General features: G+C 74.2%; 20 protein-coding genes and 1 pseudogene. 8 read left to right on the forward strand and 13 right to left on the reverse strand.

What is annotated here, in order from left to right:
- Positions 1-100 (forward strand): annotated as a pseudogene (locus ACQKM2_RS35365) (IS481 family transposase); the annotation flags it as partial.
- Here ACQKM2_RS35365 and ACQKM2_RS35370 read toward each other — a convergent pair.
- Both ACQKM2_RS35370 and ACQKM2_RS35375 read right to left on the reverse strand, forming a co-directional pair.
- Positions 97-504 carry a contact-dependent growth inhibition system immunity protein gene (locus tag ACQKM2_RS35370; RefSeq protein ID WP_427717083.1) on the reverse strand — a complete coding sequence of 136 codons (408 nt, stop codon included), beginning with the start codon at positions 502-504 and terminating at the stop codon, positions 97-99. The pseudogene ACQKM2_RS35365 and the gene ACQKM2_RS35370 sit on opposite strands and share 4 nt — an antisense overlap.
- Positions 505-528: 24 nt before the next feature.
- Positions 529-1,512 carry a GlxA family transcriptional regulator gene (locus tag ACQKM2_RS35375; RefSeq protein WP_427717085.1) on the reverse strand — a complete coding sequence of 328 codons (984 nt, stop codon included), beginning with the start codon at positions 1,510-1,512 and terminating at the stop codon, positions 529-531.
- A gap of 114 nt (positions 1,513-1,626) precedes the next feature.
- Between ACQKM2_RS35375 and ACQKM2_RS35380 the strand changes: the two genes are divergently transcribed.
- Entirely contained in the window at positions 1,627-2,559 is a 933-nt protein-coding gene (locus tag ACQKM2_RS35380; RefSeq protein WP_427717087.1) for an NADP-dependent oxidoreductase, read from the forward strand.
- A gap of 13 nt (positions 2,560-2,572) precedes the next feature.
- Here ACQKM2_RS35380 and ACQKM2_RS35385 read toward each other — a convergent pair whose 3' ends face one another.
- Complete coding sequence (locus ACQKM2_RS35385) at positions 2,573-3,439, reverse strand: alpha/beta fold hydrolase (RefSeq protein ID WP_427717089.1); 867 nt, start codon at positions 3,437-3,439, stop codon at positions 2,573-2,575.
- A 391-nt stretch (positions 3,440-3,830) separates the two neighbouring features.
- On the reverse strand, positions 3,831-4,523 hold the full coding sequence (locus tag ACQKM2_RS35390) for a metal-dependent transcriptional regulator (protein ID WP_427717091.1): 693 nt from the start codon (positions 4,521-4,523) through the stop codon (positions 3,831-3,833).
- Between the two features lie 255 nt (positions 4,524-4,778).
- On the opposite strand from ACQKM2_RS35390, the gene ACQKM2_RS35395 reads away from it, so the two are divergent.
- Complete coding sequence (locus tag ACQKM2_RS35395; RefSeq protein WP_427717093.1) at positions 4,779-5,534, forward strand: SIS domain-containing protein; 756 nt, start codon at positions 4,779-4,781, stop codon at positions 5,532-5,534.
- Positions 5,535-5,548: 14 nt separating this feature from the next.
- On the opposite strand, the gene ACQKM2_RS35400 is transcribed toward ACQKM2_RS35395, so the two are convergent.
- The gene (locus tag ACQKM2_RS35400) at positions 5,549-6,859 is read right to left on the reverse strand and encodes a PAS domain-containing protein (protein ID WP_427717094.1); all 1,311 of its coding nucleotides are present in this window, start codon (positions 6,857-6,859) and stop codon (positions 5,549-5,551) included.
- Positions 6,860-7,317: 458 nt separating this feature from the next.
- Entirely contained in the window at positions 7,318-7,941 is a 624-nt protein-coding gene (pdxH, locus tag ACQKM2_RS35405) for a pyridoxamine 5'-phosphate oxidase (RefSeq protein WP_427717131.1), read from the reverse strand.
- A 238-nt stretch (positions 7,942-8,179) separates the two neighbouring features.
- Between pdxH and ACQKM2_RS35410 the strand changes: the two genes are divergently transcribed.
- On the forward strand, positions 8,180-9,286 hold the full coding sequence (locus ACQKM2_RS35410; RefSeq protein ID WP_042801415.1) for a citrate synthase 2: 1,107 nt from the start codon (positions 8,180-8,182) through the stop codon (positions 9,284-9,286).
- 214 nt (positions 9,287-9,500) lie between these two features.
- Here ACQKM2_RS35410 and ACQKM2_RS35415 read toward each other — a convergent pair whose 3' ends face one another.
- From ACQKM2_RS35415 to ACQKM2_RS35445, 7 genes are all read right to left on the reverse strand, one after another.
- The gene (locus ACQKM2_RS35415) at positions 9,501-10,100 is read right to left on the reverse strand and encodes a TetR/AcrR family transcriptional regulator (RefSeq protein ID WP_427717096.1); all 600 of its coding nucleotides are present in this window, start codon (positions 10,098-10,100) and stop codon (positions 9,501-9,503) included.
- Positions 10,088-10,831: an enoyl-CoA hydratase family protein gene (locus ACQKM2_RS35420; RefSeq protein ID WP_427717098.1), complete on the reverse strand. Its 744-nt coding sequence runs from the start codon at positions 10,829-10,831 to the stop codon at positions 10,088-10,090. The genes ACQKM2_RS35415 and ACQKM2_RS35420 overlap by 13 nt, the downstream gene beginning before the upstream one ends.
- A 655-nt stretch (positions 10,832-11,486) precedes the next feature.
- Entirely contained in the window at positions 11,487-12,668 is a 1,182-nt protein-coding gene (locus tag ACQKM2_RS35425) for an acyl-CoA dehydrogenase family protein (protein ID WP_427717100.1), read from the reverse strand.
- Positions 12,665-14,623: a biotin carboxylase N-terminal domain-containing protein gene (locus tag ACQKM2_RS35430; protein ID WP_427717101.1), complete on the reverse strand. Its 1,959-nt coding sequence runs from the start codon at positions 14,621-14,623 to the stop codon at positions 12,665-12,667. Before ACQKM2_RS35430 ends, ACQKM2_RS35425 begins: the two co-directional genes overlap by 4 nt.
- A gap of 7 nt (positions 14,624-14,630) precedes the next feature.
- A complete protein-coding gene (locus ACQKM2_RS35435) occupies positions 14,631-16,229 on the reverse strand; it encodes an acyl-CoA carboxylase subunit beta (protein ID WP_427717102.1) in 1,599 nt (532 codons plus the stop codon).
- Positions 16,226-17,920, reverse strand: coding sequence for an acyclic terpene utilization AtuA family protein (locus ACQKM2_RS35440; protein ID WP_427717132.1), 1,695 nt, complete (start codon positions 17,918-17,920; stop codon positions 16,226-16,228). Before ACQKM2_RS35440 ends, ACQKM2_RS35435 begins: the two co-directional genes overlap by 4 nt.
- 68 nt (positions 17,921-17,988) lie before the next feature.
- Positions 17,989-18,834 (reverse strand): TIGR03084 family metal-binding protein, encoded by an 846-nt coding sequence (locus tag ACQKM2_RS35445; protein WP_427717103.1) that lies wholly within the window; start codon positions 18,832-18,834, stop codon positions 17,989-17,991.
- A 374-nt stretch (positions 18,835-19,208) separates the two neighbouring features.
- Here ACQKM2_RS35445 and ACQKM2_RS35450 point away from each other — a divergent pair, with 374 nt between their 5' ends.
- The 4 genes from ACQKM2_RS35450 to nadE all read left to right on the forward strand — a co-directional run bounded on the left by ACQKM2_RS35450 (position 19,209) and on the right by nadE (position 23,906).
- Positions 19,209-20,864 (forward strand): alpha/beta fold hydrolase, encoded by a 1,656-nt coding sequence (locus ACQKM2_RS35450; protein ID WP_427717105.1) that lies wholly within the window; start codon positions 19,209-19,211, stop codon positions 20,862-20,864.
- A gap of 194 nt (positions 20,865-21,058) precedes the next feature.
- The gene (locus ACQKM2_RS35455; protein WP_427717107.1) at positions 21,059-21,850 is read left to right on the forward strand and encodes an alpha/beta fold hydrolase; all 792 of its coding nucleotides are present in this window, start codon (positions 21,059-21,061) and stop codon (positions 21,848-21,850) included.
- Between the two features lie 501 nt (positions 21,851-22,351).
- Positions 22,352-23,065: a hypothetical protein gene (locus tag ACQKM2_RS35460; RefSeq protein ID WP_427717109.1), complete on the forward strand. Its 714-nt coding sequence runs from the start codon at positions 22,352-22,354 to the stop codon at positions 23,063-23,065.
- A gap of 19 nt (positions 23,066-23,084) precedes the next feature.
- The gene (gene nadE / locus ACQKM2_RS35465) at positions 23,085-23,906 is read left to right on the forward strand and encodes an ammonia-dependent NAD(+) synthetase (RefSeq protein ID WP_427717111.1); all 822 of its coding nucleotides are present in this window, start codon (positions 23,085-23,087) and stop codon (positions 23,904-23,906) included.
- Positions 23,907-24,257: the final 351 nt, after the last annotated feature.

Consider the following 24,257-nt stretch of genomic DNA (forward strand, 5'->3'; position numbering starts at 1 on the left):
AGACTTCCTCCACACCTACAACCACCACCGCTGCCACACAGCACTGGGCGGAAACCCGCCCATCAGCCGCGTGAACAACGCTGCGGGTCAATACAGCTAGCCCGTGAAGGCGGCGCTGGCCTCCGCGGTGTCCCGGGGGAGGTCCGCCAGCGCCGACGCCGGCAGGGCGGTGATCGCCGCCCGGAGGGAGGCGTGCAGGTCCGGGAGCAGTGCCCAGGTGGTGGCGGGGGCACGCAGTACGGCGTGCAGCAGGTCGCCCCCGTAGAAGTGCGCGTCCAGCAGCGGATCCTCCAGCAGCAGGCGCACCGCGAGCGGGAGGACGTACCGCAGGGCCACCTGCTGGGAGACGAGCATGCGCAGGTCCGCCGGGCGGAGTTCCCCCAGCGGGACGGTCCGCAGCGCGTGCACCTTGCGTATCAGAGGCGTCGCGTCTGCGTCCGGGACGCCCCAGCGGGGCGGGTCGAGGTCGTCGAGCGTGCGGCCGAGGTGGAGGAGGCGGTCCATGGCCCGAACGGTAACGGGCACGCGTCAGGGTGTGGCCGCGGCCGCCCTGAAGGACTGGCGGTAGGTCGTCGGGGAGACTCCCAGGGTGGCCGACAGGTGCTGGCGCAGGGACGCCGAGGTGCCGAAGCCCGACTGGGCGGCTACCTGGTCCACCGGGAGGGCGGTGGTTTCCAGGAGGCGGCGGGCGTGGTCCACGCGGCGTTGGGCCAGCCACTGGCCCGGGGGCGTGCCGACCTCTTCCACGAAGCGGCGGCAGAAGGTGCGCACGCTCATGCGGGCGTGTTCCGCCAACTGCGCCAGGGTCAGGGGTTCGTTGAGGTGGCGCAGGGCCCAGGCGCGGGTCGCGGCCGTGGTGGCGGCTTCCGGTTCCGGCATGGGGCGTTCGATGTACTGGGCCTGGCCGCCCTCCCGCCACGGCGGGACCACGCACAGCCGGGCCACCCGGTTGGCGACCTCGCTGCCGTGGTCGCGGCGCACGAGGTGCAGGCACAGGTCGATCCCGGCGGCGACGCCGGCCGCCGTGAGGACCTGGCCGTCGTCGATGAAGAGGACGTTCTCGTCGACCTCGACCTCGGGGAAGGCCTGCTGGAAGTTCCGCGCCTCGTTCCAGTGCGTGGTGGCGCGCCGGCCGTCGAGGAGGCCCGCGGCGGCGAGTACGTACGAGGCCGTGCAGATCGAGACGATGCGGGCGCGGGGCGGGAGGAGGGCGAGGGCGGCGGCCAGTTCGGCGGGCAGCCAGTCGCGGGACCCTTCGACGCCGCAGGTGAACGGGGGGATGACCAGGGTGTCGGCGGTGCGCAGCGCCTCGCTTCCGTGGGCGACGGTGATGGTGAAGTCGGCGCTCGTGGTCACCGGGGCGCCGTCCAGGCTGCAGGTGAGGACCTCGTAGAGCGGTTCGCCGCCCGGACCTTCGGCCGTGCCGAAGATGCGTACCGGGATGGTCAGTTCGAAGGGGTAGACGCCCTCCAGGGCCAGGACCACGACTCGATGTACAGAGGGGGCAGGCATGGCAAGATTCTTTCAGATGGTGGCAGTCTTGCCACTCGTTCGGGTGGGTGGGGTGCGGAAACCTTGATCTTCGAAGGGGCCGACGGAGCCCCGCGGAGAACGGGGGACGGCAGCATGCGCGCAGTGGCTCAGGACGGGTTCGGCGGGCCCGAGGTGCTCGGGGTCGTGGAGGTGGAGCGGCCGGAGCCCGGGCCGGCCGAGGTGCTCGTACGGGTCCACGCGGCCGGGGTGAACCCGACCGACTCGTGGCACCGGGCCACCGGCGGGCTGGCCGGGGAGCCGGTACGGCTCGGCTGGGACGTGTCCGGGGTCGTCGAGGCGGTCGGGATCGGGGTCACCACCCTCGCCCCGGGCGACGAGGTGTTCGGCATGCCGCGCCATCCCGTACCGGCGGGCACGTACGCGGAGTACGTCACCTCCCCCGCCCGGCACCTGGTCCGCAAGCCCGCCGCACTGACCCACGTACAGGCCGCCGCGCTGCCGCTGGCCGCGCTCACCGCCTGGCAGGCGCTGGTGGACACCGCCGGTGTGCGCCCCGGGCAGCGGGTGCTGGTCCACGCCGCGGCGGGCGGGGTCGGGCACCTGGCCGTGCAGATCGCGAAGGCGCGCGGCGCGTACGTGATCGGCACCGCCCGCGCCGCCCACCACGAGTTCCTGCGCGGACTCGGCGCCGATGAGCTCGTCGACTACACGGCCGTCGATTTCGGGGGCGCGGTCGAGCCCGTCGACGTCGTGGTCGACGCCGTCGGCGGGGAGTACGGGCCGCGCTCGCTGCGCGTCCTGCGCCCCGGCGGGATCGTGGTGTCCCTGGCCTCCCCGGCCGAGGCCCGGCTGGCGGAGGCGGCGCGCCCGCTGGGGGTGCGCGCCGTCTTCATGGCCGTGGAGGCCGACCAGGCGGGGATGCGGGAGATCGCCGCGCTGGTGGAGGCCGGGCTGCTGCGGCCGGAGGTCGCCGCGGTGCTGCCGCTGGAGCTGGCCGGCAAGGCGCACGAGCTGAGCGACGGCCGCCGGACGCGCGGCAAGATCGTCCTCACGGTCGGGGACTGACGACGGCTGGTCGCTACGACACGGCGGCCCCTTCCAGGAAGGGCTCCAGGGCGGCGCGCAGGGCGGCCGGCTGGTCGTAGTGGACGTAGTGGCCGGCGTCCGGGATCTCGGCGTACTGGCCGGCCGGGAGGACGCGGACCATCTCCTGGGCCTCGGCGCGGCCCAGCTCGCCGTCCAGGCCGCGGACGACGAGGGTGGGGCAGCGGACCTGGGCCAGCTCCTCCCAGTGCGCGTCGTGCACCCAGGTCTCGCGGACGGTCAGCATCTGGCTGCGGGAGAAGAGCGGGCGCCAGCCGTCCGGCGCCCGGTGCATCACCTCGGCGAAGAAGGCGCCGCGGCCGGGGTCGGGGCGCTCGACCCGGGGGTCGTCCTCGCCGAACCAGCGGCGGGCGGCGTCCTGCGTGGGGAAGGGCAGTGGCCAGCGGCGGAACCATTCCTGCCACTCCTGCTGCGAGGCCTCGCCGAGCGCGGAGGCCCGCATGTCGCAGATGACGAGGGCCTGGACCAGATCGGGGCGCCGGGCGGCGAGCTGCCAGCCGGTGAGGGCGCCCATGGAGTGGCCGATGAGGATGACGGGGCCGAGCCCGAGCTGTTCGATGACGGTCTCGGCGTCGGCGACGAAGGCTTCGCGGCCCAGGCGCGCGTGCCGGTCGGGGCCGGGGGCGGGATGGCCGCTGTGGCCGTGGCCCCGCTGGTCGAGGGCGATGACGCGGCGGTGCTCGCCCAGCCAGCGCGCGGTACCGGCCCAGTGGAGGGCGCGGCCCATCAGACCGTGGAGTAACAGGACCGCCGGTTTCCGTGGCTCGGCGGGCGGGTCCCGGAACTCCCAGGCGGCCAGGCGTACGCCGTCGGCACCTGTGACATCGATGCGCTGTACCACCGAAGATGCACCCCCTTCGCTCCCGGCCAGACTATCGAACCCGCATTCGAAAACGGGCGTCTCGCCGACAACACCGCTCTTTCGAGTGACCTTGCTCAAGGATTGACCGCCGCTGCCGATGGAGATCCTTTCAGCAGGGAGGCGGGCCGCTCGGGGAAGACGGTCCGAAGGGGATGACCTTGAGAGCTCGGGGCTCCAGGTCAGCAAGGGGAGGATCGGTCCCGGCGCCGGAAGGCGCCGGGACCGCCTTGCTTCCGGCCGGCCGGCGGCGCCTGGCCGCCGGCCGTCAACACCCTCGGTACGTCAGCCAGACCGCTTCGGCTTCAGCCTCCGCATCGACCTCGGCATCGACTCCCGCTTCGGCTTCGGCTTCAGCTTCAGCGCTTGGCGCTTAGCGCTTGGCGACGAACACGTGCGAGGCGATCTCCGCGTCCAGCTCCGCCGCCTCGCCGCCGCTGCCGACCAGCACCCCGCCCGGGGACTCCGTCACGCTCACGACCGAACCGGGCTGCACGCCCGCCCGGCGCAGCGTGTACATCAGCTGTGCGTCGGTCTGGATCGGCTCGCCGATCCGGCGCACCACCACCGTCTTGCCCTCGGTGCCCGGGTCCAGGTCGGACAGGCTCAGCATGCCGTCCTCCAGGAACGGGTCCGCCTCGGCCTTCTCCCCCAGCTCCTCCAGGCCCGGGATCGGGTTCCCGTACGGGGACTCGGTCGGGTGGCGCAGCAGCTCCAGCACCCGCCGCTCCACCGCCTCGCTCATCACGTGCTCCCAGCGGCAGGCCTCCGCGTGCACCTGCTCCCACTCCAGGCCGATGACGTCGACGAGCAGGCACTCCGCGAGGCGGTGCTTGCGCATCACGCGCGTCGCGAGCTTGCGGCCCTCGTCCGTCAGCTCCAGGTGCCGGTCGCTGGCCACCGCGACCAGCCCGTCACGCTCCATGCGCGCCACGGTCTGGCTCACCGTCGGGCCGCTCTGGTCCAGCCGCTCGGCGATCCGGGCGCGCATGGGGACCACACCTTCCTCTTCCAGCTCCAGGATGGTGCGGAGATACATCTCCGTGGTGTCGATCAGTCCGGACATTCGTGCCCCTCGGATTGCGTGCGCTGGCCCTGTCCCCAATTCTGACGCATCGGGCCGACAACCGTCCCGCGTCGAGCGCCCCAGAACGTCAAGGCATGTACGGGACATCCCGCCGGAGCACGCCCGCACCCGGATTGACGGCCGTATTGACACGCCCTTGGTCCAGACCGCACGGTGAGCGGCGGACCACGGCGAACCACGGCGGCGCAGCCGCCGCACACCCGACACCCCACACCCTGGAAGGGCCTACGGCGTATGAGCGAGAGCAAGCTGGCCGGGCAGTTCTTCGACGCCGCCATCGGCCTGCTGGAGCGGGTGCGCGACGAGGAGGGCCCCCGGATCAACGAGGCCGGGACCGTGATCGCCGAGGCCGTCGCCTCCGGGAACCGGCTCTTCGCCTTCGGCGCCGGGCACTCCTCCCTGCCCGCGCAGGACGTGGTCTACCGGGCCGGCGGGCTCGCGCTGATGAACTTCCTCGCCGTCCCCGGCACGGCGGGCGTCGACGTCATGCCGGCGACGCTGGGCAGCGCGCTGGAACGTGTCGACGGGCTCGCCGGAGCGGTCCTGGACAGCAGCCCCGCCTCGGCCGGGGACGTCCTCGTCATCATCTCGCTGTCCGGGCGGAACGCCCTGCCGGTCGAGATGGCGATGAACGCGCGCGCGATCGGGCTGAAGGTCATCGGCGTGACGTCGGTGGCGTACGCGACGGGGACGAAGTCTCGGCACGTCTCGGGCACCTTCCTGAAGGACCACTGCGACGTCGTGCTCGACAGCAAGATCGCGGTCGGCGACGCCGAGCTGTCGCTGGACGGCATCGAAGCGCCGTTCGCCCCCGCGTCGACGGTGGTGACGAGCGCGATCATGCAGGCGGTGATGGCGGCCGCCGCCGGGGAACTGGCGGCCCGGGGGATGGAGCCGCCGCTGCTGAGGTCGGGGAACGTGGACGGCGGGCACGAATGGAACGGGCGCGTCATGCAGGAGTACGGGGACCGGATCTTCTTCCGGCACTAGGCCCCCGGCCCGGGTCAGGACGGGCGGCGGGCCAGGTCCAGGTCCGCGGCGACGCGGGCCGCCACCTCCTCCGCGTACAGGGCGTCCGCGCGGTCGAACGCCGGGCGGGACGGGCCGCGGAGGAAGGTCAGCGCGCCCAGGGTGCGGCCCCGGCTGCGCAGGACCGCGCACAGGGCGTGCGTCGCGCCCGGGGGCCACTGGCGGGCACGGGCCCACGCGTCGGCCGCCTCGCCGGCCGGGGCACTGGCCCGGACCGGGCCGATCCGGTCCAGGGCCTGGAGCGCCGGGTGCGCGGCCTCGTACCGCACCGGGATCGCCCCCGGCCCCGGCAGCAGCGGCGCCAGCCCCGACGGGGACACCGCCGAGCGGACCAGGCGCCCGCCCGCGCCCGGCTCCAGTACGTCGAGCAGCGCGTGCTCCGCGAACCCGGCCAGCGCGAAGTCCAGCCGTACGGCGGCCGCCTCCGCCGGGTCCTCGCACTCGGCGGCGGCCCGCCCCGCCCGGTACAGCTGGTTGGCCCGGAACCGCAGCTGCCCGGTGTCCAGCTCGGCCTGCCGGGCCTCGGTGACGTCCTGGAACAGCCAGCCCACCCCCAGCGGGACCGGCTCCTCCGCGAGCGGCGACCCCAGCCGCAGGAACCCGCACCGCCAGCACCGCCGCCGCACCCCCTCCGGGGTCCGCACCGACACCCACAGCTCCAGCGGCGCCGGCGGCGCCCCCTCGGCCAGTACGTGCTGGAGCGCGCCCTCCAGCTCCTCGACGCCCTGCTCCAGCAGGTCCCCGAGCGGCCGCCCGAGCAGCGCGCTGCGCCCGGCTCCGAAGGCGCGGGCGGCGTGCGCGTTGACCACCGCCGGGCGCAGGTCCACGTCGACGAGGACGACCCCCCAGGAGGCGTCGTCCATCAGCGCCTCGCTCAGGGCGATGGAGCGTTCCAGGTCGATCTGGGCGTGGACCTCGCTGAAGGCGCAGTAGACCCCGGCCGGTTTCCCGTCGGCGCCCGGCACCCCGGCGGACTGGGTCCGTACGAGGATCCGCCCGCCGTCCTTGGTCAGCAGGGCGAACTCGTGCACCTGCCGGCCCGGCGCGTCCTGCGCGGACATCAGCCGGTCCTGCACGTCGTCCGCGTCGGCGGCCCGGACCGCCCAGCCGGCGAACCCGCGCCGCCCCACCGCCTCGGCGGCGCTCCAGCCGAGGATCCGCTCGGCCTCGCGGTTCCAGTGGGTGATCACGCCGTCGGCGTCGAACGCGCACAGGGCGGCGTCCATCCCGTCGAGCAGCGCTGCGAGCAGATCGTCGGCGGTGTCACTACGCCCGGAAGCACTCACCTGGCACCCCCTGCAGGTGTTCGCGTGTGCGGCACGTCAGATCATTGAACTGGAACGTGACCCAGGCCACACCCGCTTCCCGGAATCCTCCCGGAAACCTCCCGGAATGTCCGCCGGGAAACCCGCGCATTAAATCGCTTGAGGGCGCCGGGACACCGATCTAGGCTCTGCCGTACACAAGAAGGGAGGTGGTTCCCGAAATGTACGGAAACCGGACGCGTGAGGTGGCTGCGGGCTAAGGGCCCGTCGTCAGCAACGCACCCAGTGCGGTGCCCGGCGGAAGCCGCCCGGCGCCAATCCCAAGCAGTCACCCGACCCGTGGTCTCGCCGGCACGTCCGGCCGGCTCCTCTCACTGCAGGAGAGGAACCCGAGACCGCGGGTCGCCTGCGTTCAGGCCCCGCCGGCCCCGGCCCCCGGGGGCCGCAGGACGCAACCCCCGGCCGCGACCGCGGCCCCCTTACGGGCAGAGGCGCTCGACGCGCCACTTGTCCCCGTCCAGCACGTACCGCAGCCGGTCGTGCAGCCGGTTCTCGTGCCCCTGCCAGAACTCCAGCGCGTCGGGCAGCACCCGCAGCCCGCCCCACTCCGGCGGCACCGGCACCCGCTCCCCCTCCGGATAGCGCGCCGCCAGCTCCGCGTAACGGCGGTCCAGCTCGGCCCGCGAGCCGATCACCGTGGACTGCTCGCTCGCCCACGCCCCCAGCTGCGAACCGTGCGGACGCGACCGGAAATAGGCAGCCGTCTCGTCCCGGCCGATCCGCTCGGCCCGGCCCGTGACGATGACCTGCCGGGCGATCGGGTGCCAGGGGAAGAGCAGCGAGACGTACGGGTTCTCGTCGATCTCCCGCACCTTGCGGGAGCCGTAGTTGGTGAAGAAGACGAAGCCCCGCGAGTCGAACTGCTTCAGCAGCACCGTCCGCGAGCTGGGCCGGCCCTCGGCGGTCGCGGTCGAGACGACCATCGCGTTGGGTTCGAAGAGGTGCGAGTCGGCCGCCTGCTGGAACCACAGGGCGAACTGCGCCATCGGGTCGTCGGCGAGGCCCGCCTCCTCGACGATCTCGGAGCGGTACTGCTTGCGCATGACGGCGGGGTCAATGTCCTGATCGGTCACACGGTCATCCTGCCGCAGTACGCCGCGTGCCGGTGTGCCGTATGTCACGCTTCCGCACGCCCACCGGAACGGACAAAATCTTGGGGCCGGTCCGAGGGTTCCCGCACGGATGACCTTCGGCCGTGCCGGGCATCAACGGGGATGACCGCGTCGGACCGCGAATCACGCCGGGAACCGCGCGTGTTCGCACTACCTGAGGAGCCGCCTGATGTCCGATTTCGTACCCGGACTCGAAGGGGTCGTCGCGTTCGAGACGGAGATCGCCGAGCCGGACAAGGAAGGCGGATCGCTCCGCTACCGGGGGGTGGACATCGAAGACCTGGTCGGCCACGTCTCCTTCGGGAACGTCTGGGGCCTCCTGGTCGACGGTGCGTTCAACCCCGGCCTGCCCGCCGCGGAACCCTTCCCCATCCCGGTGCACTCCGGCGACATCCGCGTCGACGTGCAGTCCGCGCTGGCCATGCTCGCCCCCGTGTGGGGTCTGAAACCCCTCCTCGACATCGACGAGCAGACCGCCCGCGACGACCTCGCCCGGGCCGCCGTCATGGCACTGTCGTACGTCGCCCAGTCCGCCCGCGGCCAGGGCCTGCCCATGGTGCCGCAGCGCGAGATCGACAAGGCCGAGTCCGTCGTCGAGCGGTTCATGATCCGCTGGCGGGGCGAGCCCGACCCCAAGCACGTCAAGGCCGTCGACGCGTACTGGACCTCCGCCGCCGAGCACGGCATGAACGCCTCCACCTTCACGGCGCGCGTCATCGCCTCGACGGGTGCCGACGTCGCCGCCGCCCTGTCGGGTGCCGTGGGCGCCATGTCCGGTCCGCTGCACGGCGGCGCGCCGTCCCGCGTCCTCGGCATGATCGAAGAGATCGAGCGCACCGGCGACGCCGTGGCCTACGTGAAGAAGGCCCTCGACAAGGGCGAGCGGCTGATGGGCTTCGGCCACCGCGTCTACCGCGCCGAGGACCCGCGCGCCCGCGTGCTGCGCCGCACCGCCAAGGAGCTGGACGCCCCGCGCTACGAGGTCGCCGCCGCCCTGGAGAAGGCCGCACTGGAGGAGCTGCACGCCCGCCGCCCCGACCGGGTGCTCGCCACCAACGTGGAGTTCTGGGCCGCGATCATGCTGGACTTCGCGGAGGTCCCGGCGCACATGTTCACCTCCATGTTCAGCTGCGCCCGCACCGCCGGCTGGTCGGCGCACATCCTGGAGCAGAAGCGCACGGGCCGCCTGGTGCGGCCGTCGGCGCGGTACGTGGGCCCGGGCCGCCGGGACCCCCGTGACATCGAGGGCTACGCGGACATCGCCGCCACCGCCTGAGGCCTCCCCGTCGAGGGGGGGCGGCCCCCCCCCCGGGGGGGGGCCCCCCCCCGGGGGGGGGGGGGGGCCCCCCCGGGGGGGGGGCGGGCCGGCGCCCCGCCGCCCCCCTACACGCCGGCCGCGCCCCGCCCCCCCCCCCCCCCCACCCGCCCCCCCCCCCCCGCGCCCCCCCCCCCCCCGGGGGGGGGCGGCGCCCTCGCGCGTTCCGGGCGGTTCACCCCAGGGAGGCGTCGATCAGCTTCGACCACTGGGCGACCACACGGGCCCGGCGGGCCCGGTCGTCGGTCAGGACGTTGGCCAGGCCCAGGCCGCGGGCCATGTCCAGCAGTCCCTGCACGGTCTCCCGTACGCCCGGCAGCGACTCGTCCGCGCCCAGCAGCTCGACGGCGATCCGGTGGGTCTCCCGGCCGACCCGGGCCTCCAGTTCGACGACCTGGGGGCGCAGCTGCTCCTCGTTGGACGCGGCCACCCACAGCTGGAGCGCGGCGCGGAACAGGGCGCCGGTGTACAGGTCGACCAGGGCTTCGACGACCGCGGCGCGCGGGCGCGGGGCGGGGGTGGTCTGGAAGAGCTCCCGCAGGGCGGTGGAGCGTTCCTCGGAGACGTACTCGACCGCGGCGGTGAAGAGGGACTCGCGGGTCGGGAAGTGGTGCTGGGCCGCCCCGCGCGAGACGCCGGCGCGTTCGGCGACGACGGCGACGGTGGAGCCCGCCCAGCCGTGTTCGGCGAGGCAGGACACGGCCGCCTCCAGCAGGTGGCGCCGGGTGACGCGGCTGCGGGCCTGCTTGGGGACGGGGCCGGTCACCGTACCCATGACGGGTCCCGGCGCTCGAAGCGGGCGGTGATGCCCTCGCGGGCCTCGGCGGAGGCGAACAGCCGCGCGGAGAGCTCCGTCAGGCGGGCCCCGTCGCGGTCCAGGGCCTCGCGGACGCCGGCGGCGACCATGGCCTTCGTCTCGGCGAGGGCCTGCGGGGACGCCTTGCGGAGTCCGTCGAGGACGGGGGCGAGGGCGGTGTCGACGTCGTCGGCGGCGTGGAGGGTGAGCAGCCCTATGCGGGCGGCCTCGGCGGCGTCGAAGACCTCGGCGGTCAGGAGGTAGCGGGAGGCGGCGCGGGGGTCGAGGCGCGGCAGCACGGTCATGGAGATGACGGCGGGGGCGAGGCCGAGGTGGGTCTCGGTGAAGGCGTACGAGGACTGCGGCCCGGCGGCGGCGATGTCGCAGGCGCCGAGCAGGCCGAGGCCGCCGGCGCGGACGTGCCCGGTGACGCGGGCGACGACGGGCTTGGGCAGGGCGGTGACCTCGCGGAGCAGGGCGAGGAAGTCGCCGGGGTCGCAGGGGGACTTCAGGTCGGCGCCCGCGCAGAAGGTGTTGCCGGTGTGGGTGAGCAGCACCCCCCGGGTACCGGGGTCGGCGGCCGCCTCGGCCAGGGCCTCGCGGAGCTCGGCGACGAGCCGGGCGGAGAGCGCGTTGCGGTTGGCCGGGGAATCGAGGGTGAGGGTGGTGATGCCGGTCGCCGCCCGGGCGGCGTGCACGAGTGGGGCCATGTCTCCTCCGGAGGGGTCATCGGGCGGACCCGGCCGGCCCCCCTCGGGGGCAGGGTAGCCCTTGCCCTGGCCGGGCGTTTGTCGGGTACGGGGTGCCCTGCCGTTGCCCTGCCGGGCGGGGTTCGGGGGCGGGGTGCCGTGCCGGGCGGTTGGCAGGTGCGGGGTGCCCTACGGGCGGCACTGCAAGGCCGAGCGGCGCCCTGCGGGGCGGGGTCGCCGGGCGGGGGTGCGGGGGCCGGGGGTGGTGCCGGGGTGGGGTGTCGTCCGGGACGGGCTTCGATGTTCGGCGCCTGATCGGGATTGCATTCGTACGGGGTACCTCGCGCCGAATTCATCTCGTTTTAGTCCCGGACGACACCCCACCCCGTCCCCACCCCCGGCCGGCAGATCCAACCCCGCCGGCACCCTCCAGCCTCGCCTGGGGGCACCTCCCAGCGGTAGCTGGGGAAGTTTGAGGCGCGGGGTCAGGGGCGGAGCCCCTGGGAACGGTGGAAGGGAGGGTAGGGGACCAGCCCCGCGCAGCGGTCCACCCACCCGCACCCAACCCACCGGCACCGGCGCCGCCCCGCACCCCGACGGACGGAGTCCGGCGCAGCGGGCCCGAAGCCCGTGAAGCGCCCCGGCGCTGAGCGGTGCGAGGACCGCGTCAAAAAGGTCAGTACGACTTGGGGAGGCCCAGGGTCTGGTGGGAGACGAAGTTGAGGATCATCTCCCGGCTGACCGGGGCGATGCGGGCGACGCGGGACGCCGTGATCAGGGAGGCGAGGCCGTACTCGCGGGTGAGGCCGTTGCCGCCGAGGGTGTGCACCGCCTGGTCCACCGCCCGGACGCACGCCTCCCCCGCCGCGTACTTCGCCATGTTCGCCGCCTCGCCGGCCCCGGGGTCGTCCCCCGCGTCGTACAGCGCGGCCGCCTTCCGCATCATCAGGCCGGCGAGTTCCAGCTCGACGTGCGCCGCCGCCAGGGGGTGGGCGATGGCCTGGTGGGCGCCGATCGGCTCCTTCCAGACCTGGCGGGTCTTCGCGTACTCCACCGCCCGGCCGAGGGCGTACCGGCCCATGCCTATGGCGAAGGCCGCCGTCATGACGCGCTCCGGGTTGAGGCCGGCGAAGAGCTGGAGGAGGCCCGCGTCCTCTCCCCCTACGACTTCGTCGTGGGAGGTGCCCCCACCGACCAGGGCCGAGGGGGGCAGGCGCACGTCGTCCAGGACCAGCTCGAACTGCTTTTCCGCCGCCTGGAGTTCCATGTCGATGACCGAGCGGGAGAAGCCCGGGGCGTCCCTCGGGACGATGAACAGGCAGGGCTTGAGGCGGCCCGTGCGGGCGTCCTCCGTGCGGCCGACGACGAGGGTGGCGTCGGCGATGTCCACCCCGGAGATGAAGACCTTGCGGCCGGTGAGGACCCAGTCGTCGCCGTCGCGCCGGGCGGTGGTGGTGATGCGGTGGGAGTTGGAGCCGGCGTCGGGTTCGGTGATCCCGAAGGCCATGGTGCGGCTGCCGTCCGCGAGGCCGGGGAGCCAGGCGCTCTTCTGGGCGTCGGTGCCGAAGCGGGCGATGACCGTGCCGCAGATGGCCGGCGAGACCACCATCATGAGGAGGGGGCAGCCCGCCGCGCCCAGCTCTTCGAGGACGATGGAGAGTTCGGCGATGCCGCCGCCCCCGCCGCCGTACTCCTCGGGGAGGTTGACGCCGAGGTAGCCGAGCTTGGCGGCGTCGGCCCACAGCTCGTCGGGGTGGCGGCCCTCGCGGGCGACGCGGGCGAGGTAGTCGCGGCCGTAGCGCTGCCCGAGGGCGGACACGGCGGCGCGCAGGGCCTGGTGCTCTTCGGTCTCGATCACTGCTGGTCCTCCTGGACTACGGCGAGCAGGGCGCCGAACTCGACCTGGCGGCCGGTGACGGCGTGGAGCGCGGTGAGCGTGCCGGAGGCGGGGGCGAGGATGCGGTGCTCCATCTTCATGGCCTCCAGCCACAGCAGGGGCTGCCCGGCGGTGACGGTGCTGCCGGGGGCGAGGCCCTCGGCGATGCGGACGACGGTGCCGGGCATGGGGGCGAGCAGGGAGCCCGGTTCGGTGCGGTCCTGGGGATCGGGGAACCGGGGTACGGGCACGAGGGCGTGGGAGCCGAGCACGGAGTCCACGTAGACCGTGTTCGATTTGCGTTTCACGTGGAACATCCGCCGGACTCCGGCGACTTCGAGGGCGACCGTGTCCGCAGTGGCCTCCAGGACGCGGACGTCCGGGTCCTCCACCGGGTCGTAGCGGGCCTCGTACTCGGTACCGGCCACCGTGTAGCGGCGGGCCCGGGGCTGGGAGCGGAGGTTGCGCCAGCCGCCGAGGCGGGCGGCGAGGGGGGCGCCGGGAGCCGGGGCCGCTTCGGCGAGGGCCGCGGCCAGACAGGCGAGCGCGGGGTCCGGGCCGGCTTCGACGAGGGCGTCGAGGTGGCGTTCGTAGAAGCCGGTGTCGAGCCGGGCGGCGGCGAACTCGGGGTGGCGCAGCGAGCGTACGAGGAGGTCGCGGTTGGTGGTCAGGCCGTGGATCCGGGCCCGGGACAGGGCGTCCGCCAGGATCCGGACCGCCTCGGCGCGGGTCGGGGCGTGGGCGACGACCTTGGCGAGCATGGGGTCGTAGTGGACGCCGACGGTGTCCCCGGCGGTGAAGCCGGTGTCGACGCGGACGTGGCCGGGGAGGTCGAGGGTGTGCAGCACCCCGGTCTGCGGGCGCCAGTCGTGCGCCGGGTCCTCCGCGTAGAGCCGGGCCTCGACGGCGTGGCCCGAGGGCGTGGGCGGGGTGAGGGGAAGCGGCCGGCCCTCGGCGATGCGCAGTTGGAGGGCGACCAGGTCGAGGCCGAAGACCGCTTCGGTGACGGGGTGTTCCACCTGGAGGCGGGTGTTCATCTCCAGGAAGTACGGACGGCCGTCGGCGCCGACGAGGAACTCGACGGTGCCCGCGCCCCGGTAGGAGACCGCGCGGGCGGCGGCTACGGCGGCCGTGTGCAGGGTCTCGCGCAGGGTTTCCGGCAGGCCGGGGGCGGGGGCCTCCTCGATGACCTTCTGGTGGCGGCGCTGGAGGGAGCAGTCGCGGGTGCCGAGCGCCCAGACGGTGCCGTGGGCGTCGGCGAGGACCTGCACCTCGACGTGCCGGCCGCGTTCCACGTACGGCTCGGCGAAGACCTCGTCGTCCCCGAAGGCCGAGAGGGCCTCGGCCCGGGCCGCCTCCAGGGACTCCTTGAGGGAGTCCAGGTCGCGTACGACGCGCATCCCGCGGCCGCCGCCGCCCGCCGCCGCCTTGAGCAGAAGCGGCAGGTCGGCGGCCGTGGCCGCGGCCGGGTCGACGGGGTCGAGGAGGGGGACGCCGGCGGCGCGCACGAGCTCCTTGGCCCGGGTCTTGGAGGCCATGGCCTCGATGGCCTCGGGCGGCGGGCCGACCCAGGTCAGGCCGGCGGCCAGGACCTGCCGGGCGAAGCCGGCGTTCTCGGAGAGGAAGCCGTAGCCGGGGTGCACGGCGTCCGCACCGGCCGCGCGGGCCGCCGCGATCAGGAGGTCGCCGCGCAGGTAGGTGTCGGCGGGCGCGGCCCCGGGCAGGCGGACGGCCGCGTCGGCGTGGCGGACGTGCAGGGCGTCGGCGTCGGGGTCGGAGTGCACGGCGACCGTGGACAGGCCCAGGTCGCGGGCCGTGCGGAAGATCCGGACGGCGATCTCGCCCCGGTTGGCGACGAGGAGGGAGGTGATCGAATCGACCGGGGTGGGCGAGGTGGTCGAATCGATCGGGGTGGGCGAGGTGATCGGTGCGGTCATCTGGGGCTCACATCCGGAAGACGCCGAAGCCGCCGCGGGCGCCCTCGACGGGGGCGTTGTGGACGGCCGACAGGCACAGGCCGAGGACGGTACGGGTGTCGCGGGGGTCGATGACGCCGTCGTCGTACAGCCGCCCGGAGAGGAAGAGGGGCAGGGACTCGGACTCGATCTGGGCCTCCACGAAGGCCCGCATCCCGGCGTCCTGTTCCTCGTCATACGGCAGTCCCCGGGCGGCGGCGGACTGGCGGGAGACGATCGACAGCACCCCGGCGAGCTGCTGGGGGCCCATGACGGCGGACTTGGCGCTGGGCCAGGCGAAGAGGAACCGGGGTTCGTAGGCGCGTCCGCACATGCCGTAGTGGCCGGCGCCGTAGCTCGCGCCGATGAGGACGGACAGGTGCGGGACGCGGGAGTTGGAGACCGCGTTGATCATCATCGAGCCGTGTTTGACGATGCCGCCCTGCTCGTACTCCTTGCCCACCATGTAGCCGGTGGTGTTGTGGAGGAAGAGGAGGGGGATGTCGCGCTGGTTGGCGAGCTGGATGAACTGGGCGGCCTTCTGCGACTCGGCGCTGAACAGCACGCCCTGCGCGTTGGCGAGGATGCCGACCGGGTAGCCGTGCAGGGTGGCCCAGCCGGTGACCAGGCTGGTGCCGTAAAGGGGCTTGAACTCGTCGAAGTCGGAGGCGTCGACGATGCGGGCGATGACCTCGCGCGGGTCGAAGGGGGTCTTCAGGTCCGGCGGGACGATCCCGAGGAGCTCCTCCGGGTCGTACAGCGGCTCCTCGGCCCGGGGCGGCTCGGCGTACGGCTTGCGGTGGTTGAGCCGGGCCACGATGCGGCGGGCCTGGCGGATGGCGTCGTACTCGTCGAGGGCGTAGTGGTCGGCGAGGCCGGACACGCGGGCGTGCATGTCGGCGCCGCCGAGGGACTCGTCGTCGCTCTCCTCGCCGGTGGCCATCTTGACCAGGGGCGGACCGCCGAGGAACACCTTGGAACGGTCCTTGATCATGACGGTGTGGTCGGACATCCCGGGGATGTACGCGCCGCCGGCCGTGGAGTTGCCGAAGACGACGGCGACGGTCGGGATGCCGGCGGCGGAGAGCCGGGTCAGATCGCGGAAGACCGCCCCGCCCGGGATGAAGATCTCCTTCTGGGAGGGCAGGTCCGCGCCGCCGGACTCGACGAGGCTGATGCACGGCAGCCGGTTCCGGAGGGCGATCTCGTTGGCCCGCAGGGCCTTCTTCAGCGTCCAGGGGTTGCTGGCGCCGCCGCGGACGGTGGGGTCGTTGGCGGTGATCAGGCACTCGACGCCCTCGACGGTGCCGATGCCGGTGACCATCGAGGCGCCGACCGGGTAGTCGCTGCCCCAGGCGGCCAGCGGGGACAGCTCCAGGAAAGGGGTGTCGGGGTCGAGGAGCAGCTCGATCCGCTCGCGCGGCAGCAGCTTGCCGCGGTCCCGGTGCCGGGCGGTGTACTTCTCCCCGCCGCCGGCGAGGGCCTTGGCGTGCTCGGCGTCCAGCTCCGCGAGCCGCTCCAGGGCGGCGGTACGGGCCTGCGCGTGCTCGGCGGCGTGCGGGTCGACGGTGGTTCCGAGGCGGGTCATCGGGTCCCCTCAGGAGCGGGTGTCGGGGTGGCGGGGAGGCCCCCGCCACCGCGGGGGAGGAGGTGGGCCGGGATGTCGAGGTGGCGGGCGCGCAGCCATTCGCCGAGGGCCTTGGCCTGCGGGTCGAAGCGGTGTCCGGAGGCGACGCCGTCTCCGAGGACGCCGGGGACGGTGAAGTTCAGGGCGCGGAGGTTCGGCAGCTCGTGGCGGGTGACGGCCAGCTCACGCGTCTCGGGCAGCAGCTCCTGGAACGCCGCCACGGTGAGGGTGCGGTGCAGCCACCGCCAGGCCTCCTCGTCCTCCACCCACACCCCGACGTTGGCGTCGCCGCCCTTGTCCCCGCTCCGCGCCCCCGCCACCGCCCCGAGGGGCGCCCGGACGGTGGGGGCGGGCACGGCGGGCGGAACCGGCGCGGGGTCCGGCGCGGGGTCCCCGGCCGGGGCCGGCGCCGGGTCCAGGCCGAGGGCCGGCGCCGGGTCCGGCGGGGGCGGGACCGGCAGGCGGGTGCCGTCCTCCAGGACCGCCGCGTGCGGCACGGAGCCGGCCGGGACCAGGGCCGAGTCGAACACCCCGTAGGGCTGGGCCGGTCCCGGCGGGGCCGTCACGTGGAAGCCCGGATAGCTGCCGAGGGCCAGCTCCACCGCGGCCGAGGTCAGCGCCCGCCCCACCCGGTCCGGGGACGGATCGCGGACCACCAGCCGCAGCAGGGCGCTCGCCTCCTCCTCCGTTCCCGCGTCGGCGTGGTCCGTGCGGGCGAGGGTCCAGCGGACGGACTCCACCTCGCGCAGCGCCCCCGCCAGCTGCGCCCGCACCAGGGCGGCCTTCGCGTCGATGTCGAGGCCCGTCAGGACGAACACCACCTCGTTGCGCCAGCCGCCGACGCGGCTGACGCCGACCTTCAGGGTGGCGGGCGGGGCCTCCCCCCGGACCCCGCTGATCCGGACCCGGTCCTCGCCGTCCGGGGCCAGGCGGACCGTGTCCAGGCGGGCGGTGACGTCGGGGCCGAGGTAGCGCACGCCCTGGGTCTCGTACAGCAGCTGGGCGGTGACCGTGCCCGGTGTGACGGCGCCGCCGGTGCCGGGGTGCTTGGTGACGACCGCCGAGCCGTCCTCGAAGACCTCCGCGAGCGGGAAGCCGGGCCGCCGGACGTCGTGGGCGGTGAAGAAGGAGTAGTTGCCCCCGGTGGCCTGCGTACCGCATTCCAGGACGTGGCCCGCGACCACCGCACCCGCCAGCCGGTCGTGGTCCTGCGGGCCCCAGTCGAACCACCAGGCGGCCGGCCCGCTGACCAGCGCCGCGTCCGTGACCCGGCCGGTCACCACCACGTCCGCTCCGGCCCGCAGGCAGGCGGTGATCCCGGCGCCGCCCAGGTAGGCGTTGGCGGTGAGCGCGTCCTGCCCGTACGGCATCAGGTCGTCGCCCTCGACGTGCGCGACGGAGACGGGCACCCCCACCTTCGCCGCCAGCGCCCGCACCGCCGCCGCCAGCCCGGCCGGGTTCAGCCCGCCGGCGTTCGTCACGATCCGCACGCCCCGGTCGTGCGCCAGCCCGAGGCCCTCCTCCAGCTGCTTCAGGAAGGTCTTCGCATAGCCGAGGTCCGGGTTCTTCAGGCGGTCCCGGCCGAGGATCAGCATGGTGAGCTCGGCGAGGTAGTCGCCGGTCAGCACGTCCAGCGGGCCGCCCGTCAGCATCTCGCGCACGGCGTCGAACCGGTCCCCGTAGAAGCCGGACGCGTTGCCGACGCGCAGCGCCCGCCGCGTCACCGCCCGCCGCCCCGCGCGTCGCGGCCCTGCGCGTCGCCGCCCCGCGCGTCGCGGCCCTGGCCCGCCGGGCCGGCGAAGGCCTGGGCGATGTCGAGCCAGCGGTCGGCGTCGGGCCCGGTCGCGGTGAGGGCGAGGTCGGCGCGGTGGGCGCGCTGGGTGACCAGCAGGCAGAAGTCCAGCGCCGGCCCGGTGATCCGCTGCGGGGCGTCCGCCGGTCCGTACGCCCACACCCCGACCCCGTCCGGAGCGGTCAGCTCCACCCGGAACTCCCCCTCCGGCGCGGGCAGTCCCCGTACCGCGTACGCGTAGTCGCGCGCCCGGACCCCGATCCGCGCGACGTGCCGCAGCCGGGCCGTGGGCGTGCGCGGCACGCCGAGCGCGTCGGCCACGTCCTGGCCGTGGGCCCAGGTCTCCATGAGCCGGGCGCTCGCCATCGACGCGGCCTTCATCGGCGGCCCGTACCAGGGGAACCGGGCGTCCGGCGAGGCCGCCGCGAGCGCCGCGTCGAGCGCCGCCCGGCCCTCGCGCCACCGGGCGAGCAGCTCCGCGGGCTCCAGCGCGGCGCCCTCCTCCGCGCCTTCGTCGACGAACGACTCGGGGGCCTTCAAGGCCTCCTCCACCATCCGCGCGAAGCCCTCCGCATCGGTGAGGGCGAGCAGCGCGGCCCGGTCGGTCCAGTGCAGGTGGGCGATCTGGTGGGCGACGCTCCAGCCGGGCGCGGGCGTCGGTCGGGCCCAGACCTGCGCGGGCAACTCCCCCACGATCGAGTCGAGTTCGCCGCCCTCCTCGCGGAGGTCGGCGAGGAGACCGGCGAAGACGGTGGCGGCGGACGGATCGGGCACGGAGTGCTCCCCTCTCGGCGTGGGGGGAAGCCTGGCAGCCTCCGCTAAAACAATCAAGCATGCTTGCATTATTTTTGCGAGCCGCGTCCGATTCCCGCCACTCCCGTCAACCAGGCGCTTCAGGCGGCCACTTGAGCGGTTCCGGCCATCAGGCAAGGCCCGGCAGAGGACGCGGCCGGAACGCGCCGCACCCCGCCCGAGACGAACAGGGGCGGTTCCGGCCGTACGCCGTCAACGCGCCCTGCACGCGCCCGCCGTGCGCCGATACTGGGGGCTTCCCCGCCCGCGCCGCCGCCGAGCCGGGCTCCGCACCACACCGCACCCCCTCCCTCCACGCGCCCCGCCACGCCACTCGACGACGAGGACGGTCCGCCGTGCATCCCGCTGCCCCAGCCGCGTCCCACTCCCTCTATCCCGAGCTCGACGCCACCGCCCTCACCGCCTTCGCCACCGCCCTGGAGAGCGGCGACCCCGCCGGCCTGCCGCCCGCGCGCGCCGCGGACGTGCGGGCCGCCCGGGCCGCGGCCACCTTCAGCCGGGGCAAGGTGACCGGCGCCTGCGGGGACCTGCTCGACGCCGCGTTCTGGCGGCACGCCGGACCCGGGCCGCGCGCGGTCCTCGTACTGCCCTCGCCGTGGACGGCCCTGGGCTGGACCGCGTACGCCGTCCAGGCCGCCGCGCTCGCGGCCCGCGGCTACGACGTGCTCGCCTACACCGTCCGCGGGTTCGGCCGATCCGACGGCCAGTCCGACTTCGCCGGCCCGCTGGACGTCGCCGACGGCAGACGAGCCCTGGACCACCTCCTGGAACGCGCCGCCGGCCCGGTCACCAGGATCGGCTTCCTCGGCGTCTCGTACGGCGCCGGCATCGGCCTGCTCGTCGCCGCGCACGACCCCCGCGTCGACGCGGTGGCGGCCCTCAGCGCCTGGGGCGACCTCGGCGAGGTCCTGTACGAGAACTCCACCCGCCGCGCCGCCGCCGTACAGGCCCTGCTCGCGTCGGCCGGACGGGCCCGGCTCAGCCCGGAGACGGAGCGGGCCCTGGAGGACGTCCTCGCCGACCGGGACGCCGAGGGCGCCCTGCGGTGGGCCCAGCAGCGCTCTCCGTCCGCGCACGTCAAGGAGTTCAACCGCAGGCGGGTGGCGGTCTTCCTCGCGCACGCCTGGCACGAGACGCTCTTCCCCGCCAACCAGACGCTGGCGCTGTTCGGCGAACTCACCGGCCCCAAGCGGCTCGACCTGTCGGTCGGCGACCACTGCGGCCCCGAGAGCGCGGGGCTGCTGGGGCTGCCGAGCCCGGTGTGGACGGACGCGCACCGCTGGCTCGACCACCACCTGTGCAGCGCCGCCAACGGGGTGGAGGAGGAGGGCGAGGTGCGCTCCGAGGTGATGTGGAGCCGCGCCCTGGAACCCTCCGCCGCCCTGCCGGTCCCGGGCGGGAGCGTCCGCCGGCTGTACCTCACCGGCGGCGCGCCGCCGGCCGGGTTCGGGGGGCTGGCCGGGGAGCCCGAGCACGGCTGGACGGCGGGCGTGCTGTGCGGGGTGGACACCCCGGCCGGCGCGGCCGACGCGGTGGTGCGGTCCGGCTACGCCGAGATGGCGGGCCTCCCGAAGCCGTACCCGGGCGGCGAGATCGGCGCCGCCGCGGCCGCGGCCGTCACCGCCGCCTGGGCCGCGGACCCGGCCGAGGAGACCCTCCGCGTACGGGGCGTCCCCCGCCTGCGCGTGACGTACCGCGCCGCGAACTCCGGGTCCACCTTCGTCGCGTACCTCCTGGACCTGGCCCCGGACGGCTCGGCCCGGCTGATCACGCACGCGCCGTTCAGCGACCTGCACTCCCCGCCGGACAGCCTGGTCGGCGCGGACATCGACCTCCAGGCCGCGGCGTACGACGTCCCGCGCGGACACCGGCTCCTGCTGGTGGCGGCCGCCCGGGACCCCCTCTACGGGGACGCCAACCTGCCGCGCGCGACGCTGTCGTTCACCTCGCCGGAGCCGACACCGTCGTACCTGGAGGTGCCGGTGGGATGAGGGGGTCGCAGGATCAGGATCCCGGATCCCGGATCCCGGATCCCGGATCCCGGATCCCGGATCCCGGATCCCGGATCCCGGATCCCGGATCCCGGATCCATACAACCGTTCCATACAAACGTATTGAACAACCGTATGGATCCTGGTTATGGTTCTTCACGTCAAGGCGCGAACGAACCGCGAAGGGAAACACCATGACCGCGAACGACACCACCACCCGCTCGGAACTCACCATCGACGGCCGCCGGTTGTCGTACCTCGACTTCGGCGGCACCGGCCGCCCGCTGGTCGCCCTGCACGGGCACCTGGCCGAGGGGAGCACGTTCGCCGACCTCGCCCGCGCCCTCGGCCCCGAGTGGCGGGTGATCGCCCCGGACCAGCGCGGCCAGGGCGAATCCGACCGCGCCGCCGACTACACGCGGGAGGGGTACCTCTCCGACATCGGCGCCCTCCTGGACCACCTGGGGCTGGAGCGCGTCGTCCTGCTCGGCCACTCCCTCGGCGCCGTCAACGCCTACCAGTTCGCCGCGCGGCACCCCGAGCGCGTGAGCGCCCTCGTCAACGCCGAGGGCCCCGCCGCGCTCGGGCTCGACGGCTCCAACCCCCTGGCGTTCCTGCTGCAGCTCCCGTACGACGCCCCGACCCGCGAGGCCCTGGTCGCGGGCCTCGGGCCGGCCGCGCCGTACTTCTCCGACCGGCTCCGGGAGAACCCCGACGGCACCTGGCGCCTGCCCTTCCACCCCCTGGAGATGCACGACTCCGAGCACCACGTCCACGGCGACCACTGGGCCGACTGGACGGCCTCCACCTGCCCGGCACTGCTCGTACGCGGCACGCAGGGCGTCATCCCGGCCGACCAGGCCCGCGCCATGACGGAACGCCGCCCCGGCACCACCCTGACGGAACTCGACACCGACCACTTCATCCACACCGCCGCCCCGACCGCCTTCGCGGCGGCGGTGTCCCGGTTCCTGGAGGGGGTGTGAGGGGCGGGATCCCCTGGGGCGGTCGTCGGAGAGGGTTTGGGGGTTTCCCGTCAGTCCCATCGTCCTTCCGCTTCGGCCCGGTCCCTCAAGGGCGCTCCCTCCGGTCGCGTCGCTTCGCGATGGCCTTCGGCCACCCTTGACCGACCGGTCCGAACCGGAAAGCCGAAAGACTGCCGGGAAACCCCCAAAAGGAACGGTCACAGGGGGAGACGAGCCAGAAGCGGCCCCGTCAGCGACGAGACGAGGGGCCGGGCGCCGGCTCGCCATGCCTACGGCTCCCAAGATGTCGCAGCTCCGGGCCGGGAAGCCCCCAAGCGCAGCAGATCGCTACGCGCTCCTCCCGTCTCAGCGTCCGACCACCGCCTTGGGCTGATGCCGGCACCAGAGGCCGAAAAGACCAGCCCAGGGAGCCGACGGACGCGACAGATCGCTACGCGCTCCTCATTTCTCAGCGTCCGGCGACCGTCTGGGGCTGGTCCGATAGGGGGCCATCATGAGGACGTGTTGCACGTACTGGAGTCCCCCGGGGGACTGACCGACAGGGCGCGGCGTTTCCTGGCCGCGCGGGCCCGCGCCGTTCCGTTCCCGAACATCGAGAACCCGGGCGACGTCGAGGTCGCCGAGCGGCTCGCCCGCTTTCCGGGTGTGGACGAGGGCCTGGTCCTCGCCGGTCTCCGCCGCGCGCAGGCCCGCTACGGCGGGCTGGTCTACCGGACTTCGGCGTGGTCGTTCGAGGAGGAGATCCGGTTCGAGCCGTGGCCCGCCTACAAGGCGAGCGCGGAACACGGGCCGCTGGGGCAGTTCATCGGTCACGGCGTGGCGCACCCCTACTCCGTGACGCTGCGAGGTGACGGCACGGTGGTGTACCGGTTCGGCCGGGACGTGGCGGTGTTCCCGGATCCCGACGCCCTCATCGAGGCGGACGCCCTGTACTGGGAGTGCGAGAGCTGGATTCCCGTGGTCGAGCCGAAGCCCGGGCAGTCTCCGGCCGGGGTGTGGGAGGCGGCGTCCAGGCTGCCCCTGATCCGGGAGGGCCACACGGAGTGGTGGTGGGAGTCCGACGGTTTCCGGGTGCACCTGTGGCGGACGTTCGCGGAGCTCTTCGAGCAGGAGCGTCTGGTGAAGTGGGGGGTCTGGGCGCGGGACGAGGCAGGGGTGCGGGCCGCCCGACGGTTCCTCGCGGGCCTTCCCGTTAGGGTGGACGGCACATCGTGAACCGGAACAAGGAGCAGACGTGAGCGGCATCGCCCTGCAGCAGGAGATCGCCCGGGAACTCCAGGTCGCCGAGACCTTCGAGGCCGAGCGGGAGATCGAGCGCCGGGTGGCCTTCCTCACCGAGCGGCTGACCTCCACGGGTCTGCGCTCCCTCGTACTGGGCATCAGCGGCGGCGTCGACTCGACCACCTCGGGCCGGCTCTGCCAGCTCGCCGTCGAGCGGGCCCGCGAGGCGGGGCACGAGGCGCAGTTCTACGCGATGCGGCTGCCCTACGGCGTCCAGGCCGACGAGCACGACGCGCAGCTCGCCCTGTCCTTCATCCAGGCCGACCACGTCCTGACCGTGGACATCAAGCCCGCCAGCGACGCGGCGCTCGACGCGTCGGCAACCGCAGGCGTGACCTTCCGCGACGCGCACCACCGGGACTTCGTGCACGGCAACATCAAGGCCCGCCAGCGCATGATCGCCCAGTACGCCGTGGCCGGCGCGCACGCGGGTCTTGTGGTCGGCACCGACCACGCCGCCGAGGCCATCTCCGGGTTCTTCACCAAGTTCGGCGACGGCGCAGCGGACCTGGTCCCGCTGACCGGCCTGACCAAGCGCCGGGTCCGCGCCATCGCCGACGCCCTGGGCGCCCCCGCCGAGCTGGTGTGGAAGACCCCCACGGCCGACCTGGAGACCCTCGACCCGGGCAAGGCCGACGAGGACGCCCTCGGCGTCACCTACGACGACATCGACGACTTCCTCGAAGGCAAGCCGGTGGACGCGCGCGCCTACGAGACGATCGTCAACCGCTACCGCCTCACCGAGCACAAGCGCCAGCTCCCCATCGCCCCCTGAACATCAGCCCCGGACGGCCGTCCGACGCTGAGACGAGAGGAGCGCGTAGCGATCTGACGCGCCCCTCGGCTCCCTGGGCTGCTCTTTTCGGCCTCTCGTGCCGGTATCAGCCCCAGACGGTCGTCGGACGCTGAGGAATGAGGAGCGCGTAGCGATCTGACGCGCCCGCCCGCTCCCTGGGCTGCTCTGTTCGGCCTCTCGTGCGGGTAGCCGCGCACCCGGCCCGGAATCGCAGATGAGGGGCCCGTATGCCCGGTGGGCCGGCGCCCGGCCCCTCGCCTCATCTCCGACAGGCCCGCTCCTGGAGTGTCTCCCCCTGTGACCGTTCCTTTTGGGGGTTTCCCGGCAGTC

This window comes from Streptomyces sp. NPDC004126 (assembly GCF_050275515.1).
Taxonomy (GTDB): domain Bacteria; phylum Actinomycetota; class Actinomycetes; order Streptomycetales; family Streptomycetaceae; genus Streptomyces.

Excerpts from the sequence above, each read along its gene's own strand:
- ACQKM2_RS35420 (WP_427717098.1), bottom strand. The coding sequence starts at position 10,831 with ATGGCCCCACTCGTGCACGCCGCCCGGGCGGCGACCGGCATCACCACC.
- ACQKM2_RS35455 (WP_427717107.1), top strand. The coding sequence starts at position 21,059 with ATGACCGCGAACGACACCACCACCCGCTCGGAACTCACCATCGACGGC.
- ACQKM2_RS35435 (WP_427717102.1), bottom strand. The coding sequence starts at position 16,229 with ATGACCCGCCTCGGAACCACCGTCGACCCGCACGCCGCCGAGCACGCG.
- ACQKM2_RS35415 (WP_427717096.1), bottom strand. The coding sequence starts at position 10,100 with ATGGGTACGGTGACCGGCCCCGTCCCCAAGCAGGCCCGCAGCCGCGTC.
- ACQKM2_RS35410 (WP_042801415.1), top strand. The coding sequence starts at position 8,180 with ATGTCCGATTTCGTACCCGGACTCGAAGGGGTCGTCGCGTTCGAGACG.
- ACQKM2_RS35390 (WP_427717091.1), bottom strand. The coding sequence starts at position 4,523 with ATGTCCGGACTGATCGACACCACGGAGATGTATCTCCGCACCATCCTG.
- ACQKM2_RS35440 (WP_427717132.1), bottom strand. The coding sequence starts at position 17,920 with ATGCTGACGGGCGGCCCGCTGGACGTGCTGACCGGCGACTACCTCGCC.
- ACQKM2_RS35370 (WP_427717083.1), bottom strand. The coding sequence starts at position 504 with ATGGACCGCCTCCTCCACCTCGGCCGCACGCTCGACGACCTCGACCCG.
- pdxH (WP_427717131.1), bottom strand. The coding sequence starts at position 7,941 with ATGCGCAAGCAGTACCGCTCCGAGATCGTCGAGGAGGCGGGCCTCGCC.
- ACQKM2_RS35430 (WP_427717101.1), bottom strand. The coding sequence starts at position 14,623 with ATGACCGCACCGATCACCTCGCCCACCCCGATCGATTCGACCACCTCG.
- ACQKM2_RS35375 (WP_427717085.1), bottom strand. The coding sequence starts at position 1,512 with ATGCCTGCCCCCTCTGTACATCGAGTCGTGGTCCTGGCCCTGGAGGGC.
- ACQKM2_RS35395 (WP_427717093.1), top strand. The coding sequence starts at position 4,779 with ATGAGCGAGAGCAAGCTGGCCGGGCAGTTCTTCGACGCCGCCATCGGC.
- ACQKM2_RS35380 (WP_427717087.1), top strand. The coding sequence starts at position 1,627 with ATGCGCGCAGTGGCTCAGGACGGGTTCGGCGGGCCCGAGGTGCTCGGG.